The organism is Paenibacillus sp. NPDC058174 (assembly GCF_042883865.1).
Classification (GTDB): domain Bacteria; phylum Bacillota; class Bacilli; order Paenibacillales; family Paenibacillaceae; genus Pristimantibacillus.
On sequence record NZ_JBHVUY010000003.1, the window covers coordinates 710547 to 728283 of the forward strand.

Annotated in this window: 12 protein-coding genes and 1 rRNA gene; 12 read left to right on the top strand and 1 reads right to left on the bottom strand. The window is 51.8% G+C overall.

The window, feature by feature from the left end; translation table 11 throughout:
* Positions 1-11: 11 nt before the first annotated feature.
* Both ACFVVF_RS19190 and ACFVVF_RS19195 read left to right on the top strand, forming a co-directional pair.
* Positions 12-758: an amino acid ABC transporter ATP-binding protein gene (locus ACFVVF_RS19190; protein WP_387813178.1), complete on the top strand. Its 747-nt coding sequence runs from the start codon at positions 12-14 to the stop codon at positions 756-758.
* Between the two features lie 56 nt (positions 759-814).
* Positions 815-1234, top strand: coding sequence for an OsmC family protein (locus ACFVVF_RS19195; RefSeq protein ID WP_188892251.1), 420 nt, complete (start codon positions 815-817; stop codon positions 1232-1234).
* Between the two features lie 69 nt (positions 1235-1303).
* Here the strand turns inward: ACFVVF_RS19195 and ACFVVF_RS19200 are convergent, their stop codons facing one another.
* Positions 1304-2272, bottom strand: a complete 969-nt coding sequence (locus ACFVVF_RS19200) for a sugar phosphate isomerase/epimerase family protein (protein ID WP_387813068.1) — start codon at positions 2270-2272, stop codon at positions 1304-1306.
* A 257-nt stretch (positions 2273-2529) separates the two neighbouring features.
* On the opposite strand from ACFVVF_RS19200, the gene ACFVVF_RS19205 reads away from it, so the two are divergent.
* From ACFVVF_RS19205 to ACFVVF_RS19250, 10 genes are all read left to right on the top strand, one after another.
* Positions 2530-3651, top strand: coding sequence for a S1C family serine protease (locus tag ACFVVF_RS19205; RefSeq protein ID WP_387813071.1), 1122 nt, complete (start codon positions 2530-2532; stop codon positions 3649-3651).
* A 42-nt stretch (positions 3652-3693) separates the two neighbouring features.
* A complete protein-coding gene (locus ACFVVF_RS19210) occupies positions 3694-5586 on the top strand; it encodes a copper amine oxidase N-terminal domain-containing protein (RefSeq protein WP_387813074.1) in 1893 nt (630 codons plus the stop codon).
* 152 nt (positions 5587-5738) lie between these two features.
* Positions 5739-8258, top strand: coding sequence for a U32 family peptidase (locus ACFVVF_RS19215; RefSeq protein ID WP_387813077.1), 2520 nt, complete (start codon positions 5739-5741; stop codon positions 8256-8258).
* 115 nt (positions 8259-8373) lie between these two features.
* Entirely contained in the window at positions 8374-8946 is a 573-nt protein-coding gene (locus tag ACFVVF_RS19220) for an RNA polymerase sigma factor (RefSeq protein ID WP_387813080.1), read from the top strand.
* The gene (locus ACFVVF_RS19225; protein ID WP_387813083.1) at positions 8912-9250 is read left to right on the top strand and encodes a hypothetical protein; all 339 of its coding nucleotides are present in this window, start codon (positions 8912-8914) and stop codon (positions 9248-9250) included. The genes ACFVVF_RS19220 and ACFVVF_RS19225 overlap by 35 nt, the downstream gene beginning before the upstream one ends.
* Positions 9243-10739, top strand: coding sequence for a tetratricopeptide repeat protein (locus tag ACFVVF_RS19230; protein ID WP_387813085.1), 1497 nt, complete (start codon positions 9243-9245; stop codon positions 10737-10739). The genes ACFVVF_RS19225 and ACFVVF_RS19230 overlap by 8 nt, the downstream gene beginning before the upstream one ends.
* Positions 10740-10807: 68 nt before the next feature.
* Positions 10808-11515 carry a heptaprenylglyceryl phosphate synthase gene (gene pcrB, locus ACFVVF_RS19235; RefSeq protein ID WP_387813088.1) on the top strand — a complete coding sequence of 236 codons (708 nt, stop codon included), beginning with the start codon at positions 10808-10810 and terminating at the stop codon, positions 11513-11515.
* 188 nt (positions 11516-11703) lie between these two features.
* Positions 11704-14085 (top strand): DNA helicase PcrA, encoded by a 2382-nt coding sequence (pcrA, locus tag ACFVVF_RS19240; RefSeq protein ID WP_387813090.1) that lies wholly within the window; start codon positions 11704-11706, stop codon positions 14083-14085.
* 93 nt (positions 14086-14178) lie between these two features.
* Positions 14179-16173 (top strand): NAD-dependent DNA ligase LigA, encoded by a 1995-nt coding sequence (ligA, locus tag ACFVVF_RS19245; RefSeq protein WP_387813180.1) that lies wholly within the window; start codon positions 14179-14181, stop codon positions 16171-16173.
* A gap of 553 nt (positions 16174-16726) precedes the next feature.
* Positions 16727-17737: ribosomal RNA gene (locus ACFVVF_RS19250) — 16S ribosomal RNA — on the top strand; the annotation flags it as partial.

A 17737-nucleotide genomic window follows, 5' to 3' on the forward strand; every position in this document is an offset into this window, starting at 1 on the left:
AAACGATGACGATGATTCAAACAAAAAAGCTGTCAAAGGCTTATCATGACAATGAGGTGCTCAAAAGCATTGATCTCGAGGTCCGTCAGGGTGAAATTGTCGTATTGCTTGGGCCAAGCGGCTCCGGCAAAAGTACGCTGCTTCGCTGTCTGAACGGCTTGGAGACGTTGACAAAGGGTGCTGTTGAAATAAACGGTGTACGGCTGGAAGCCGGCATGAAAAATCGGGCTTTCAAGGCCAATCTGCTGCAAATCCGCAAGCACACCGGAATGGTGTTCCAGCAATTCAATCTTTATCCGCATAAGACGGCGTTGGGCAACGTCATTGAATCCTTGCTCATCGTTAAAAAAATGCCGCGCACGCAAGCTGAGCAGCTTGGCATGAAAATGCTGGAGCGCGTCGGACTGGCGGACAAGCGGGACGCTTATCCGTCCAAGCTGTCCGGCGGCCAGCAGCAGCGTGTTGCGATCGCCAGAGCGCTGGCAATGGAGCCGGACATTCTGCTGTTTGACGAGCCTACCTCTGCGCTCGACCCTGAGCTGGTAGGCGAGGTGCTGGATGTGATGCGGATGCTCGCCAAAGAAGGGATGACGATGCTGGTCGTCACCCATGAGATGAGCTTTGCCCGCAACGTCGCGAACCGTGTCCTGTTCATGGACGGCGGCGTTATTGTGGAAGAAGGCGAACCGGATTCCTTTTTCCGTCAGCCGCAGACGGAGCGGGCACAGCGTTTTCTCAACAAAATCAATCAGCAATAATACGGATCGCTTAATCGCTGTACAACACTAACCTCACGAGAGAAAGCGGGATACAGATGAATGTAACGACTATATGGCAGGGCAAACGAGCCTTTGAATCGACGGGTCCTTCCGGTTATCCGGTAGGGATGGACGCTACAGCAGCCTACGGCGGCGACGGCAAAGGTGCTACGCCGATGGAGCTGCTGCTTGCGGGCTTGGCGGGCTGTATCGGCATTGACGTCACGATGATTCTGGACGCGTTCCTGGGCTCGATTCAGTCCATTGAAATCGAAGCCAACGGTACGCGCAAGGAAGAAATGCCGAAGAGCTTTACCCATATCGAGCTTGTCTTTAAAGTAAATGGCGATCTGCCGGATTACCGCATTTGGAAAGCGATTGAGATGGGCAAGGAAAAGTATTGCGCCGTATCCGAATCGCTGAAGGCGGATATCAGCTACCGTCTCATTCTGAACGGTGAAGAAGTCGTTCGCTAATTTGAATAGATGTGCAAAAAAAAGCCCGGAGAGCGATATCGCATCGCTTTCCGGGCTTTTTCGTCTAGCTTATACCCACCACATTTCACCCAGCGGCTCTTTGATCAATACTTGCTGCAGGTTTGCAACGGCTTTTGTGAAGCCTTCGTCTACCGACATCAGGCCGTCTTCGTGCTCGATGCTGACAACATAGTCGTAGCCCACAAGACGGAGCGCGCTGATAATGTCTGCCCAAGTTTTGAGATCATGTCCGAAGCCGACAGTACGGAACTGCCAAGCACGGTCAAGCATAAGCGCGTAGGACTGCATGTCCGTTACGCCGTGGCGGTTAACGTTGATCGGGTCGATAGTCGTATCCTTCGCATGGAAGTGATGGATAGCACCTTCGCGGCCAAGAATTTGAACCGCTTGTACCGGATCGATGCCTTGCCACCACATGTGGCTAGGGTCAAGGTTCGCGCCGATCGCTTTGCCTGCCGCTTCGCGGAGGCGGAGCAGTGTGCCCGGGCTGTGGACGGAGAAGCCGCCGTGCAGCTCAAGGCCGATCTTCACGCCGCTGCCTTCGGCGATACCGCCGATTTCAGACCAATATGGAATAACTTTTTGTTCCCATTGCCAAGCGAGAATTTCTTGATAATCATTAGGCCATGGTGCTACCGGCCAGTTTGGATATTTCGCATCCTCGTGGTCGCCAGGGCAGCCCGAGAATGTGTTGACAACCGGTACTTCAAGACGATTGGCAAGCTCGATTGTTTTACGGATAACTGCGTCATCTGCAGAAGCCAGCGCTTTTTGCGGGTGCAAAGGGTTCGCGTGGCAGCTGAGTGCGCTGATAATGAGACCGCGTGAATCTACTGCTTGTTTAAACGCTTTCAACTTTCCTGCATCCGCGAGCAAAACGTCCGGATCACAGTGTGCGTTGCCAGGGTAGCCGCCCGTACCAATTTCAACCGCTTCCAGTCCTTTGGCTGCGATATAGTCGAGCGCCTCCTCGAAAGGCTTTTGAGCAAACAATACTGCGAATACTCCCAATTTCATCTTTATTCGTACCTCCTCAATATAGTGGGTCAATTAATATATTAGCCATAATCAGTATAGCATCCTGCTAACCGATACACCTAATTTTTAAGCAGAAAAGCCAATATCGCATAAGAAGTAAACAAATCGGAGAAAGCGCATCGTGGCGCGGCAAAACTTCAAGTTTCAGATTGTAATATATGGGAGTGCGTGATACTATATATTATTAGTTGTTATATTTTGGAATCTATGAATTTTGCAATCGGGAGAGTGAGAGAGTGCGAAGAAATATGCTTCGTGCGGTTGTCTTGGGGACGGCCGGAGCACTGCTGCTGGCAGGCACTGCATTTGCAGCCGGGTCGGCCAGCTCAGGAGGGGCTTTTCAGCTAAGCGCCACAAAAGTTAACGGTGAAGTTTATGTCAAGGCGTCATCACTGACCAGCCAGCTTGGCGGAGCCGGGAGCTACAATGAATCAACCAAGACGTACACGTATACGCCTGCGGATATTCCGGCCGTTGTTGAGAAGGTATCACCTTCGGTGGTCGCTATTATTGGCAATTATGACGGCGGAGGCGATAAGCGGTACGCTCTGCAGCACGGTACAGGTGTTATTCTGAAATCCGACGGCTGGATTTTGACCAATGCCCACGTTGTGAAGGATTTGAAGACCATTACGGTCGTAACCGCGGACGGCAAGAAATATAGCGGCAAACGGTCGAATATGGATGAGACCAGCGATCTGGCGCTGGTCAAAATCAATGCAACAAAGCTGCCGGTCGCCAAATTCGCGCCGCTGCCTTTGAAGCTGCGGGTGGGGGAGTCCGTTATTGCGATTGGCACTCCGGTTTCTTTTACACTAAGAAACTCGGCGACAACAGGTGTCCTCAGCGGCATGAACCGTTCGATTTCCTCGGCTTACCGGCTCTTGCAGACGGATGCGGCTATTAATCCGGGCAACAGCGGAGGACCGCTCGTCAATATGAAGGGCGAGATTATCGGCATCAATACGCTGAAGTTCGTAGACGAGGGTGTCGACAGCCTGGGCTTCTCCGTTCCGGCTGATACGGTGAAATATGTGACCGATCACTTTTTCAAGTACGGTTATGTGAAGCGGGCGTCGCTTGGCTTCGAGCTGGAGGAAAGCTGGGAGGCAATCGTAGGCCTGCCGACGTCGGAGCCGCTGACCGTCACATCCGTCAAGTCCGATTCGGCGCGCAAGCTTGGAATTAAAGTCGGGGATGTGCTTTACTCCGTAGCCGGCAAGCAAATTTCTTCGATCGTGGAGCTTAATGAGCTGCTGAAGTCCTATTTGCCGGGACAACAGGTAAGCATCATGCTAATGATCGACGGCGATCTCGTTACGCGCCAGATTACGCTAGCCGCTTCGGATGCGAAATAGCATAATAAAAATAGTTCATAGAAGAGGAGAAATGAAAAAGATATGGCGGTTAAAATGAAACGTTCGTTCCTTATGCTGCTGGCTGTGCTAGTTGTAGTTGGCCTGCTGCCTGGAGCCGTATTTGCAGCAAATGAATCAGCGGCGGTGGAGGTTCGATTTAAAATCGGCAGCTCTACCGTTAACATCAATGGTGAGAACCTGAAGGTGCAAGCCCCTTACGAAGCGAACGGAACAACGATGGTTCCGCTCAGTGTCATTACGAAAGCATTTGGCGCAACGCTTCAACTGCAAGACAACAAGATCATTACGCTTACATACAACGATAAGAAGGTCGTCGTTACGATTGGCAGCAAAACCGTGAAGGTAAACAACGTTTCCAAGACAGTAACGGTTGCACCTGTCATCGTTAAAAACACGACGATGGTGCCGGTACGCGTTATTGTAGAAGCGTTTGGCGCAACCATCGGTAAAGATTCGGCAACGAAAGAAACTGTCATTAAGGGCAGCCGTGCAAATAGCGCGGGCGGAGGCAGCAGCATCAACACCGACTACGGCAAGACGAAAGTCGGCGACAGCTATCTAGGCTGGTCGATGAACTACCCGCCAGGTCTGGCGCTTGCGAATCAAAGCGACGACGGATCGCTCGTCTTCTGGGCGGATGCGAAAAGCAGCAGCAGTGTCGTCGTTGCGACGATTAAGAACATTGGAGAACTGGCAAGCGAAGAAGTTCGTCAGGAAATCCAGAAGTGGTTTGGATCTGATGAGGTCGTGCTTGATAAACGGACGACTACAGTTGGCGGCTACAGCGTTGAGAAGTTTGTAACCCGAACGAAGGAGAGGGAGCTGCTGTTCGAGTACCGCGGTATTGCAAAGGGCGAAGATTTGTACTTGGTTATGATCGGCATCTCCGGCAAGGAAAGATCGGTATTGGATCCTTACCAGACTTTGCTGAACAGCTTCTCCCCATCCTTTGACAAGTCTGATAAGCAATTGAAGGATATTACGAAGGTTGTTAACGGCCTTATTGAGTTCCATGATAAGGATTATGGCTTGAAAGTGAAGCTGCCTTCGGGCTGGTACCGCGATTCCGATTCGACGAATCCAGTATTTTTCAGCAAGGATAGCCTGTTCCAATTGGAAATCACATCGCTGACCTCAGGGGATACGGCAGAGAGCTGGCTGCAGCGCAGACAAGACGTATTGAAGGAGGATTTTCTTCCTAGCTATCTGCGCAATGTGCAGACCTCGGAAATTACGCTGCAAGGCGGCAAGGCGCTGGTGCTTTCCTCTGAATTTACGTATGACCAAAAAACATGGTACAAATCAAATGAAGTACTCTTCGTTGCAGGCAACTACCGCTACGCACTGGATTTCAACTATGATGTGAAGCTGGGGGCAAAAGGCGAAGAGCTGTTCCAAAAAACGATGGCAACTGTCAAGTTGGATACAGCATTCGTCGAGAAGGAATTTGGTCTGATCGAGGATGAATACGATACGGCTGTCCGTTCCAAAAAAATAACGAAAAAAAGCAATGCGTATAAATATTCCGTTGAGCTTCCGGCTTTCTGGACGGGTGTAGAGACCAATTTCGAAAGCGATGAATTTTTCTATGTCGATAAATTCGGCAGCTTTGCCGGCTACGTCTATGAAGATGACACGGTGCTTAATGTTTCGAGCAGTATCATCAAGGATCTAAGAGGAGACAAGCGGAATACGATTGCCAGCTCTTCCTCCACGACAATTGGCGGCAAACCTGCCGAGAAGCTGGTTGTTAAATATTTAGACTCCAGTAATCTCCCGTCGACCGACTACGTTTATTTCGTTGAGCATAACGGCAATGTACTGCTCCTCGTATACTCTATTTCGGATGCGAATGCGACGACAGCAGCGCTTGACCGTTTAGAAGCTGTCATTCAGTCTATCAAATTTTTATAGAACAATTTGAAGTCTTTCCCAGCCGGTTCCTTGATGGAGCCGGCTTTTTTCTGCCTCCGATTCAAATGCTGCCAGTATTGGGTGGTGGCATATGCGGCGGCGGTTTGTTACACTAGCATTAGTAGTTTTACTATTGGAGGAATGAAATTCGAATGAATATGAATATACAACGGGGAGATATCGAGCTGCTGGCTCCCGCCGGCGACTGGGATTGTATGCGCGCCGCGGTTGCCAACGGAGCGGATGCAGTTTTTTTTGGCGTAGAGAAGTTTAATGCGCGTGCTCGGGCCAACAACTTCCGCAGCGAGGAGCTGCCGGAAATTATGGCGTTTCTTCACAGCTATGGCGTACAAGGTTTTTTGACGTTCAACATTCTTGTCTTTGAAGATGAGCTGCGGGATGCCAAGCTGTTGATCGAGATGTGTATCAATGCAGGTGTTGATGCGGTAATTGTACAGGACTTGGGGTTAGTGAAGCTCATTCGCGAGCTGTCGCCGGACTTCCCGATTCACGGTTCGACTCAGATGACGATTACTTCACCGGAGGCGGTCGAATTTACGAAGCCGTTTGGACTGGAGCGGGTCGTATTGGGCCGTGAGAACAACCTGAAGCAAATTAAAAAAATCGGCGAGCAAGCGAAGCTGCCAATGGAAGTATTCGTTCATGGAGCATTATGTGTATCGTATTCGGGTCAATGTCTCACGTCAGAAATGTGGGGCGGACGTTCAGCGAACCGCGGCGAATGTGCGCAAGCCTGCCGCTTGCCATATGATCTGATGGTGGATGGCGAGCATAAGCCAATGGGCGATGTGGCGTATCTGCTGTCGCCGAAGGATCTGGCAGCGATTGATCTTGTGCCTGAGCTGATTGAAGCGGGAGTCGTTTCGTTCAAAATCGAAGGCCGGCTGAAAAGTCCGGAGTACGTGGCGAACGTAGTTAGCAAATACCGCAAGGCGATTGACCGTTACTTCGACGGTGACCGCACTGCGCCTTCTAAGGAAGAAGTACGCGAACTGCAGCAAAGCTTCTCGCGCGGCTTTACGCATGGCTTCCTTGACGGCACGAACAATAAAATGCTCGTGGAGGGTACGTTCCCGAAAAGCCGCGGCGTCTACATCGGCCGTGTTGAACGTATTCTTCGCGACGCGGTGACGGTTCGTTTGGACGCGCCGCTGAAGCGCGGCGATGGCATCGTGTTCGATGCCGGCGATCCGACGAAGAAGGAAGAGGGCGGGCGCGTATATGACTTGCGCCGACAAGGTGTGAAGATCGAAGGCGAAGCACAGGAAGGGACGCTGTTGGAGCTGGTTCCTGGCCGGAACGATGTTGATCTGCGGAAGGTTCATGTCGGCGACCGCGTATGGAAGACGAATGACCCTGCGCTTGATAAACGTCTGCGTGCAACCTATGAGACGGAGAAGCCTTATCGCGTATTCCCGCTTCATGTGAAAGTAGAAGGCGTAGTGGGCCAGCCGCTTCGAACATGGTGGACGGACGTGCAAAAGGGCAATACGGTAGAGGTAGTCTCTGAGCTTCTGCTGGAGCAAGCGAACAAGCGCCCGATGGACGCGGCTTTGCTGGAGGATCAATTGGGCCGCTTAGGCGGAACGCTCTACCAGTTGGATCAGTTGGAGATCGCGCTGGAAGGCGATCTGATTGTGCCGGTGCGCGAACTGAACCGGATGCGCCGCGAAGCGGTAGAGCAGCTGACAGGTGAACGTCCGAAGCCGCCGATCTACGTGAAGACGATGATCGATCCGCTTGACGACGCTCCGGCTTCTGATGAGGGACTGAAGAATGCGCCGGCAACTGCACCGGCATTAACGGCACTATGCCGCAATGTGGAGCAGGTGATAGCTGCGGTACAGACAGATGTCGAAATGATCTATGCTGATTTCGAATTTATTAAGCAGTTCCCTGCTGCCATTGAAGCTGCCAGAAAAGCCGGCAAGCCGATTGCGCTAGCTACGCCGCGCATTCATATGCCAGGGGAGAACGGCTATCACGCCAACATCCTGAAGCTTCAGCCGGATGCGGTGCTTATCCGCAACACGGGAGCTTTGTACTATTACCTGCGCGCCCGGGCCGAAAATCCCGACAAGCCGTTTCCGCGGCTGATCGGCGATTTCTCGCTGAACGTGGCCAATCATATGGCGATTCGCCTGTTCAAGGAAGCAGGACTCGACATGATTACGCCGTCCTACGACTTGAATATTCAACAGATGGTCGATATGCTGACGCATTCGGATACTTCTTCGCTGGAGATCGTGATTCAGCAGCATTTGCCGATGTTCCATACGGAGCACTGCGTATATTGCACGTTCATGAGCGAGGGCACGGACTTTACGAACTGCGGTCGTCCGTGCGAGGATCACCGGGCGTCGCTGCAGGACCGGATCGGCATGTCTCACCCTGTTCGGGTTGACGAAGGCTGCCGCAATACGGTTTATAATGCGATCGAGCAATCTGGCGCGGAATATATCCGCAACTTTATGGAGCTTGGCGTACCTTCCTATCGTGTTGAGTTTTTGGAAGAGACGCCGGATAAAGTCCGTGAGGTGCTCGCCCTTTACCGGGATGCGCTGGACGGCCGGATTACCGGAACGAAAGTATGGAAAACACTGAAAGCGACCAATCAGCTCGGCGTTACGCGCGGTCAACTGGTCAAATAACAGCACAACAGAGAGCCGGAAACGCCGATGGCGGTTTCGGCTCTTTTTTATTTTTCTGGAAAATGCAACCTTAAAGGGAGGTCAGCGCATCAATAAGTAATAGAGAGGTGAGGGGATGGGCGCGGAGCAAGAGATGCTGGGCAGGTTGAGGGGCGGAGATGGATCCGCGCTGCGTCAACTGATGGAGCGATATGGCGATGATGTGCTTCGAACTGCTGCGCTGCTGCTGAGAGATCGTCATTTGGCGGAGGATGTGAGCCAGGACGTCTTTGTAGACGCCTACCGGAAAATAAATCAGCTGAAGACTGATCGCAGCCTACGAGCCTGGTTAATCACGATGACGGTCAATCGCTGCCGGGAACGGATGAGACGCGCCTCTTGGAAACGGCTGTTGTTTCGGGAACGGCTGGAGGAGGAAGCAGGCGCTTCATCCGGCCCCGGCTCGGAAGGCTGGGCGGTGTCGGCGACGATACAAAGTGCAATAATGGGACTTCCTTTCCGTTATCGGGAGGTAATTGTACTGCATTATTATCAAGACATGACGATTGCAGATATTGCTGCTACGCTCCATGAACCGGAAGGAACGATAAAGAGCAAGCTGCAGCGCGGCCGCAAGCTGCTGAAGGCTGGCTTGGAGAAAGGGGGATGGCGGGATGAGCCGCTGCTTGAAGGACGATCAAATTCGTAAAGCGCTGGATGACGAGTTGGTTGATGTCCGGTTCAGTGAGGCACAGATGGAGCGGGTGCTGAAACGTGCGCAGCATGTGCCTTGGTGGGAGCTTGAACTGCGTATTCCATGGTCAGTTGCGGCGGCGGTGATTTTGCTGATCGCAGCCATTCCCATAGCTGGCTGGCTGCATTTGGACTGGGCTGAAGGACAGCCATCCGTACTCGCGCAACGGGAGGCGAAAAAGGATTCGCTTATAGCCATGGGGGGCGGCCTTTATTTGGAATCCGAATTGCTGGAAGGGTGGAGAGATTCGGATGATTAAAGTGAAGGTGAAGACGCTGCTTGGGCTGGCGGTATTGCTCATTGCAGCTGGTATTATAGGCTATTGGTCGCTTCCGTCGATTCTGTATGACAACAAGAAATACGATGCGCTGCTGAAGCTGTTTCCGAACGATTCGCGGGCGGAGATGGCACTCTATTTTTCGGCAGGTGATGCGTTTGATATCCAGCAAGGTGATTATCGGATCTTTATTTATCCGGCTGGCAGCAATTATTCTTCTGGAAGGACGAACACGACTGCCGATCAAAGAGATTATGCGATTCAGCAGATGGAGAAGCTTATTCGCAGCTATGGAGCATCGCCTTATATTTACCGGACCAAATCGTCATTGGCGAAGCTTTATATGTGGGGCATGGAATGGGACAAGGCAGAGGCACTGTTTAAGGAACTCAAAGAGATGAGCAACAGGGAAAACGAGCCGTACCTTGTCAAAGAAACAGATGATTTTCTAAAAATACTGGAAAGCCGGCATGATGATCCTGCTCAACAGCCTTTGTTAACGGGCAAGGTGACAATTGGAGATAAGCCTGCCAAAGATGTCTACGTCGTTCTGCATCCGAAAGACAACAACGGGTGGCACTCGCCCCCTTTTGGCCATTATCCGGTTGCTTTAACGGACAATGAGGGAGTTTATCGCTTTTATGACGCAGAAGGCATTCAGGGGGATTATGAGGTGGGCGTAGGCGTTACGCCAGAACAGGTAAATGGCAGTTATTTGGGTGATCCACAGATACGCTACGTCTCGTTGAAGAAAGGGACAACTGAAGCCTACGATCTTACCTTTGCACCTCAGGTGAAGGTTGTGTCTCCTATTAATAAAGAAGTGATTAAGGGTGATAAGTTGGACTTTGCTTGGGAGGCTTATCCGGGAGCGAGCTATTATGAGCTGTCCATTACAGACTTTATGCGGGACGGGAAAGGAAAAATAATCGGCTCCATGGGTACTCCCTTAGAAGGCCGATGGAAAGAGACTAATGCTGTCTATTCGGTAGAAGTTCTCCGGCAGCAGCCGCACGGATACAGCAAATCCGGAGGGGAAAAGGACGATAAAGCAGCTATCGGCAATAGCGGCATTTTAGGTGCAGTCTATCCCGGCGGAGATTTTATATGGTCAGTGCAGGCTTATGATTCGGGCGGAAAGCTGCTCAGCAGCTCAAGCGGCTATAATACGCTCCTAGATGGGGTTCAGCCGTTTTTCAGCTTGGCTTCGGAAGGCATACTGGAGGGCGACCGCTTCGTTATGAAAGGCGATTACGAGAGCGCGATTCATTCCTATGAGGCGGAAGAAGGCTCGGATTACGCGCTGCGTGCGCTTGCGTCCATGGCTATGAATGGTGTAACGATGGAGGATAACGGTGATGCCGCCAAAGGTCTAGCTTACTTGAAGCGGATTGCCAAGCCTAGCCGTTATGATCTGGAAAAGATTCGGAGCGCGGAGGAGCTGCTGGATAAAAAGCAAGTTGAACGGTAATCGTTTGACAGCCGGCACGAGCCTGTCATAGCATAGAACTAATGACGGGATAAGCGAGGTAAGCGGCAATGAACGGAACGGAAACATGGTACGGGAGCTGGCGGCATGTGTTCAAGCTCGATCCCGAGAAGGATATATCTGATGAGGCGCTCGAAGCCGTCTGCATGTCGGGCACGGACGCTATTATTGTAGGCGGGTCTACTGGCGTAACATTTGAAAATACAGTCGATCTGATGGCCCGCATTCGCCGGTTCGAAGTCGACTGTGCGCTTGAGGTATCGACGATGGACGGGGCTGTACCAGGCTTCGACGGTTATTTTGTACCGATTGTATTGAATACGGACCGGGCGGAATGGATTAATGGCGCCCAGACGAAGGGGCTGCAGGATTACGGCTCTTTTGTTCCTTGGGAGGAGACTGCTGCTCAAGGCTATATTATTCTGAACGAAGATGCAGCGGCGGCTCGTATTACCGGGGCTCGCACAGATCTGGACGAGGATGAAGTGGCCGCTCATGTAATGATGGCCGACAGGCTGATGCGGCTGCCTGTCGTCTATATCGAATACAGCGGTACATTCGGCAATATGTCGCTGCTTCGGACAGTCCGGGAGACGGCGCGCGGCGGCGCCCGCATCTTTTACGGCGGGGGCATCGACAATGCCGACAAGGCTGGGCAAGCCGCAGAGTTTGCACATACAGTAGTCGTGGGTAATGTCATCTATGAAGATTTGGCGGCAGCATTGTCTACGGTAGCGGCGGTTCATAGCCGGGCATAGTTTTTACAAAGCTGCAGACAGAGAAGAGGCTATTCTGAGAGGCGGGCCGACCGCCGCTGGAATAGCTTTCTTTTTTGCCTCTGAGAGGGAAGCTCCCATTATTTTTTACAGCTTTTCAAATTGACACTTTGCAGGGTGTTGTCTACACTGGAAGTTAGGCGAACAAATGCGAACAAAGGAGTTATTTCATGTATAATCCGATCAGTATCGAGCAGGCGGTGCAGAAGCTTAATCCCCCGCAAAGGGATGCCGTGCAGGCGACCGACGGTCCCCTATTGATTATGGCTGGGGCGGGAAGCGGCAAGACCCGAGTGCTGACGCACCGCATCGCATATTTAATCGAGAAGAAGCGGGTCGCTCCTTGGAGCATCCTTGCAATTACATTTACCAATAAAGCGGCGCGGGAGATGCAGTCACGGGTTGCGACGCTCGTCGGCCCTTCGGGGCAGGATATTTGGGTGTCGACCTTCCACTCCATGTGCGTCCGTATTTTGCGCAAAGATATTAGCCGGATCGGCTTTACATCCAATTTTTCCATTCTCGATTCGGCGGATCAGCTTTCAGTTATTCGCAACTGCATGAAGGATTTGAACATCGATACGAAGAAATTTGAACCTAAGTCGGTGCAGGCTGCGATCGGCGGCGCGAAAAACGAGTTGTTGACACCTGAACGTTATGAACAGAAGACTGGCGACTATTTTACCGACATTGTGTCTAAAGTATATAAAATGTACCAAAAACGGCTGAAAGCAAACAACTCGCTCGATTTCGACGACTTGATTATGACGACGATTGAGCTATTTAAGGAAATGCCGGAAGTGCTGGAGTTCTATCAGAACAAATTCCGCTACATTCACGTCGACGAGTATCAGGATACGAACCGGGCGCAGTATATGCTCTGCCGGATGCTGGCCGACAAGCACCACAATATTTGCGTCGTGGGCGACAGCGACCAGTCGATTTACCGCTGGCGTGGCGCAGACATCACGAATATTTTGAATTTCGAAGGCGATTATCCTGAAGCGCGGACGATACTGCTGGAGCAGAACTACCGTTCGACGGCCAACATTCTGGATGCGGCTAACGCTGTTATTAAGCTGAATACGGGCCGTAAAGAGAAAAAGCTGTGGACGGATCAAGGTGCTGGCGACATGATCAGTCTCTACCAAGCGGATTCGGAGCATGATGAAGGTTATTTTGTCACTGGCGAAATTCGTAAAAATGTGAATAATGGCGGCAAAAAGTACGAAGACCACGCGATTTTGTATCGTACAAATGCACAGTCCCGGGTGATCGAGGAAATTTTGATTAAGTCGGATATTCCGTACCAGATCGTCGGCGGCATTAAGTTCTATGATCGTAAAGAGATTAAGGATTTGCTTGCTTATTTGCGTCTCATCTCTAATCCGGACGATGATATCAGCCTGCTGCGCATCATTAACGTTCCGAAACGGGGTATCGGCGATACGACAATGGGCAAAATTGCTGAGGAAGCGGTTCGCAGCGGCACCTCGATGTTCGGTGTGCTGGGCAACTTGCAAGGACTGGACATTAATGCACGGACGCAAGGGCTGCTTATGGAATTCCGGGATATGATCGATAATCTGACGCAGATGGTCGATTATTTGTCGGTTACCGAGCTGACAGAGAAAATACTGGAAATGTCGCAGTACCGCCTTGAGCTGCAGCGCGAGAAAACGCTGGAGTCGACGGCCAGACTGGAGAACATTGACGAGTTTCTGTCGGTAACACTGGATTTCGAGAAGCGAAACGATGATAAGACGCTTGTGGCTTTTCTAACGGATCTTGCACTCATCGCAGACATTGATTCGATGGACAAGGCTGACGAGGAAGGCAAGGCTCAAGCGAAGGATTCCGTTGTTCTGATGACGATGCATAGTGCCAAAGGTTTGGAATTTCCGGTTGTCTTTATCATAGGTATGGAGGAGAGCGTCTTCCCTCATAGCCGAGCATTGAATGATAATGAAGAGCTGGAGGAAGAACGGCGTCTTGCTTACGTTGGGATTACGAGGGCAGAGAAGCAGCTTTACTTGACCTGCGCTAGAATGCGGACGTTGTTTGGACGGACGAGTCAGAATTTGCCTTCAAGATTTTTACAGGAGCTGCCGGATCATGTGAAAACCGGTGTATCTCCTGCTGGCACGATTGGCCGTGGCAGTTTTGGCGGCGGCGGTTTTGGCTCCGGTTCCGGCCGGAACAGTTTCGGCAGCGGCAGCGGGTCATCGGCAGCTGGACGGCAGCCTTCATTTGGCTCGCCAGGTGCAGGCGGTCGCTCGCTTGGAGTAACCGGCAGCGGAGCGGGTGTGCGTATCAGCTCACCACTTGATGCTGCGGCTAAAGCGTCGACGTCCGCTGGAAGCGCGGGCGCCGACGCTGGAGGCCCGAAATCATTCGCGGCTGGCGATAAGGTCGCCCATGGCAAATGGGGCGAAGGCACGATTGTCTCGGTTAAAGGCACAGGCAATGATATGGAGCTGCAAATTGCTTTTCCGGCACCGGTTGGCGTTAAGCGGCTGCTGGCAAGCTTTGCGCCTATTACAAAAGTATAACGATAAATGGATTCGGCGAAGGGATGGGAGCTATCGGTGGATGCTCATGTAGAAGGAACAGTTCCGCTTGCTACAGATGCGCAGCTTGCACGAATGAGGCAGCTTGCTGCGGAAATTGGCGCGCATAACTATCAATACTATACGCTTGACCAGCCGTCGATTAGCGATGTCGATTACGACAAGCTTTACGATGAGCTTGTACGGCTAGAGACGGAGAGCGGAACGGTGCTGCCGGAGTCGCCGACGCTTCGTGTAGGCGGGGAACTGCTCAAAGGGTTTGAGCAGCACCGCCACCGCGCGCGGCTGTGGAGTCTCGATAAGGCGCAGGATGCGGAGGATTTGCTCGCATGGAATCAGCGCGTACTGAAAGGGATTGCCGATTACAATGCCAAGCATCCGGAAGAAGAGCCGCTGCCTGCGCCTAGCTATGCTATTGAGCTGAAGTTCGATGGCCTCACGCTTAATCTAACCTATGAGAACGGTGCGCTTGTGCAGGCTTCGACCCGCGGGAACGGTACGGTTGGCGAAGGCATTCTCGCTCAGGTCCGCACGATTCGTTCGGTTCCGCTGAATATCCCGTATACCGGCGGTGTCATTGAAGTTCAGGGCGAGGGGATCATGAACCTGTCTGTTCTGAGCCGCTACAATGAGACAGCAGTAGAGCCGCTCAAAAATGCGCGAAATGCTGCGGCAGGCGCGCTTCGGAACTTGAATCCTAAAGTGACGGCGGAGCGGAAGCTTAGCGCTTACTTCTATAATGTAGGCTATGCCGAAGGCATATCGTTTGCCCATCATCAGGAAATGCAGCAGTTTTTGCGCGACAACTTGTTTAAAGTAAATCCGTATACGGCATACTTCGATACGATTGAAGAGGTGCAGCTGGAGCTTGCGCAAATTGCGGAGCGCCGTCTGGATCTGGATTATTTGATCGATGGTGCTGTCGTTAAGCTTACGGATATGCGTACCCGGGAAGCTCTCGGCTATACGGATAAATTCCCGCGTTGGGCAGTTGCTTTCAAATTTGAAGCGGAAGAGACGACGACCGTTCTGGAGTCCGTTTCATGGGAAGTGGGCCGTACGGGAAAAATCACGCCTGTTGCACGGGTTGAAGCTGTAGAGCTGGCTGGCGTGACGGTTCAAAACTGTACGCTCAACAATATCGGCGATATTGAGCGTAAAAACTTGAAGCATGCTTTGGGCACGCTCGTTGCGATCCGCCGCTCGAATGACGTCATACCGGAAATTTTGGGCAAGGCGGATGACGAACCGGGCCAGGAGATCATTTTCCCGGAGCAATGCCCGGCATGCGGAACTGTTCTTGAACAGCGCGGCGCTCATTTGTTCTGCAACAACAAGCTCGGCTGCCGTCCGCAGATGATTGGACGCATTACGCATTTCGCTTCGCGTGACGCGATGGATATCGAGGCGTTCAGCATTATGACAGCGGAGCAGCTTTATGCGGACACTGAAGTCCGTGACCCAGCCGATCTCTATGCGCTGACGTATGACGATTTAATAAAGCTGGACCGTTTCGGCGAGAAGAAGGCCAATAAACTGCTGGAAGCGATCGAAAAATCCAAGGACCGTGACCTTGCCGCGTTTTTATTCGCGCTCGGCATTCCGAATACCGGAAAAGCAACGACCAAAATGCTGGCTGATCATTACGGCAGCCTGGATGCTATTATCTCGGCTACGGCCGAGGAACTCGTTGGCCTGCCGGATATCGGCGGCATTGTGGCAGAGAGCATCGTTACCTTCTTTGCCGATCCTATTATGGCTGGAAGCATTGCAAGAATGCGGGCACTTGGTGTTAAAGCGGAAGCAGAGCAAGCACCTGCGGTTCGTGTGGATAGTATTTTCACAGGCAAGACAGTTGTGCTTACAGGCACCTTGCCAACGTTATCCCGTGACGAGGCGGCGAAAAAGCTGGAGGCCTGCGGCGCAAAGGTGTCGGGAAGCGTATCGAAAAAAACCGACTTCGTCATTGCCGGAGAAAGCGCCGGCAGCAAGCTGACGAAAGCGCGTGACCTTGGCATTACTATCATTGACGATGAAGCGGAGCTGCTTCGTTTGCTTGGCGAAGGATAAACAAGATCTTATGAATGAAGTAGAAGAAGAGCCAATTCCTCGTTAGAGGTGGGCTCTTTTTCATACCTGATAGCATTCCACCTTCCCATCTCTCGTCTAGATGGAGCTATGGATGATAGACGATTGGGAGTATTGTTGTGCCGGCTAATCTGGAAGGGGATGGGGGGAGTGGTACTGATAATAGTAGAAGAGGATGTAGATGCTGCTTCACAACGGAGTTGTTTGAAGGGCATTATGGGTTTCCTCGGGACGTTTTATAAGCTCTCATTTCAATGCTCAAAAGTTGTCGGCGATTGTCAAAAAATACATGTTGTAATTTGCGAATGGGCATGGTATATTATTTCTTGTCGCTTCCGAGACATGTCAATAACCGAATGAAACACAGGACAAGAAAAAGAATGTGAAACAAACGGTTGACAAGCTTTGAAGAAGCTGATAACATAACAACTTGTCACGACAAAACGTGACAGCAAGTTCTTTGAAAACTGAACAAATGGATCACGTCAAATCCAAACAATGTTTTAAATAGCTAGTTAAGTAATGAGCAATCAAATTCATGGAGAGTTTGATCCTGGCTCAGGACGAACGCTGGCGGCGTGCCTAATACATGCAAGTCGAGCGGACTTGAAGGAGTGCTTGCACTCCTGATGGTTAGCGGCGGACGGGTGAGTAACACGTGGGTAACCTGCCCATAAGACTGGGATAACATTCGGAAACGAATGCTAATACCGGATACGCGATTTGGTCGCATGGCTGAATCGGGAAAGACGGAGCAATCTGTCACTTATGGATGGACCCGCGGCGCATTAGCTAGTTGGTGAGGTAACGGCTCACCAAGGCGACGATGCGTAGCCGACCTGAGAGGGTGATCGGCCACACTGGGACTGAGACACGGCCCAGACTCCTACGGGAGGCAGCAGTAGGGAATCTTCCGCAATGGACGAAAGTCTGACGGAGCAACGCCGCGTGAGTGATGAAGGTTTTCGGATCGTAAAGCTCTGTTGCCAGGGAAGAACGCTATGGAGAGTAACTGCTCCATAGGTGACGGTACCTGAGAAGAAAGCCCCGGCTAACTACGTGCCAGCAGCCGCGGTAATACGTAGGGGGCAAGCGTTGTCCGGAATTATTGGGCGTAAAGCGCGCGCAGGCGGCCTTGTAAGTCTGTCGTTTAAACTCGGAGCTCAACTCCGAGTCGCGATGGAAACTGCAAAGCTTGAGTGCAGAAGAGGAAAGTGGAATTCCACGTGTAGCGGTGAAATGCGTAGAGATGTGGAGGAACACCAGTGGCGAAGGCGACTTTCTGGGCTGTAACTGACGCTGAGGCGCGAAAGCGTGGGGAGCAAACAGGATTAGATACCCTGGTAGTCCACGCCGTAAACGATGAATGCTAGGTGTTAGGGGTTTCGATACCCTTGGTGCCGAAGTTAACACATTAAGCATTCCGCCTGGGGAGTACGGTCGCAAGACTGAAACTCAAAGGAATTGACGGGGACCCGCACAAGCAGTGGAGTATGTGGTTTAATTCGAAGCAACGCGAAGAACCTTACCAGGTCTTGACATCCCT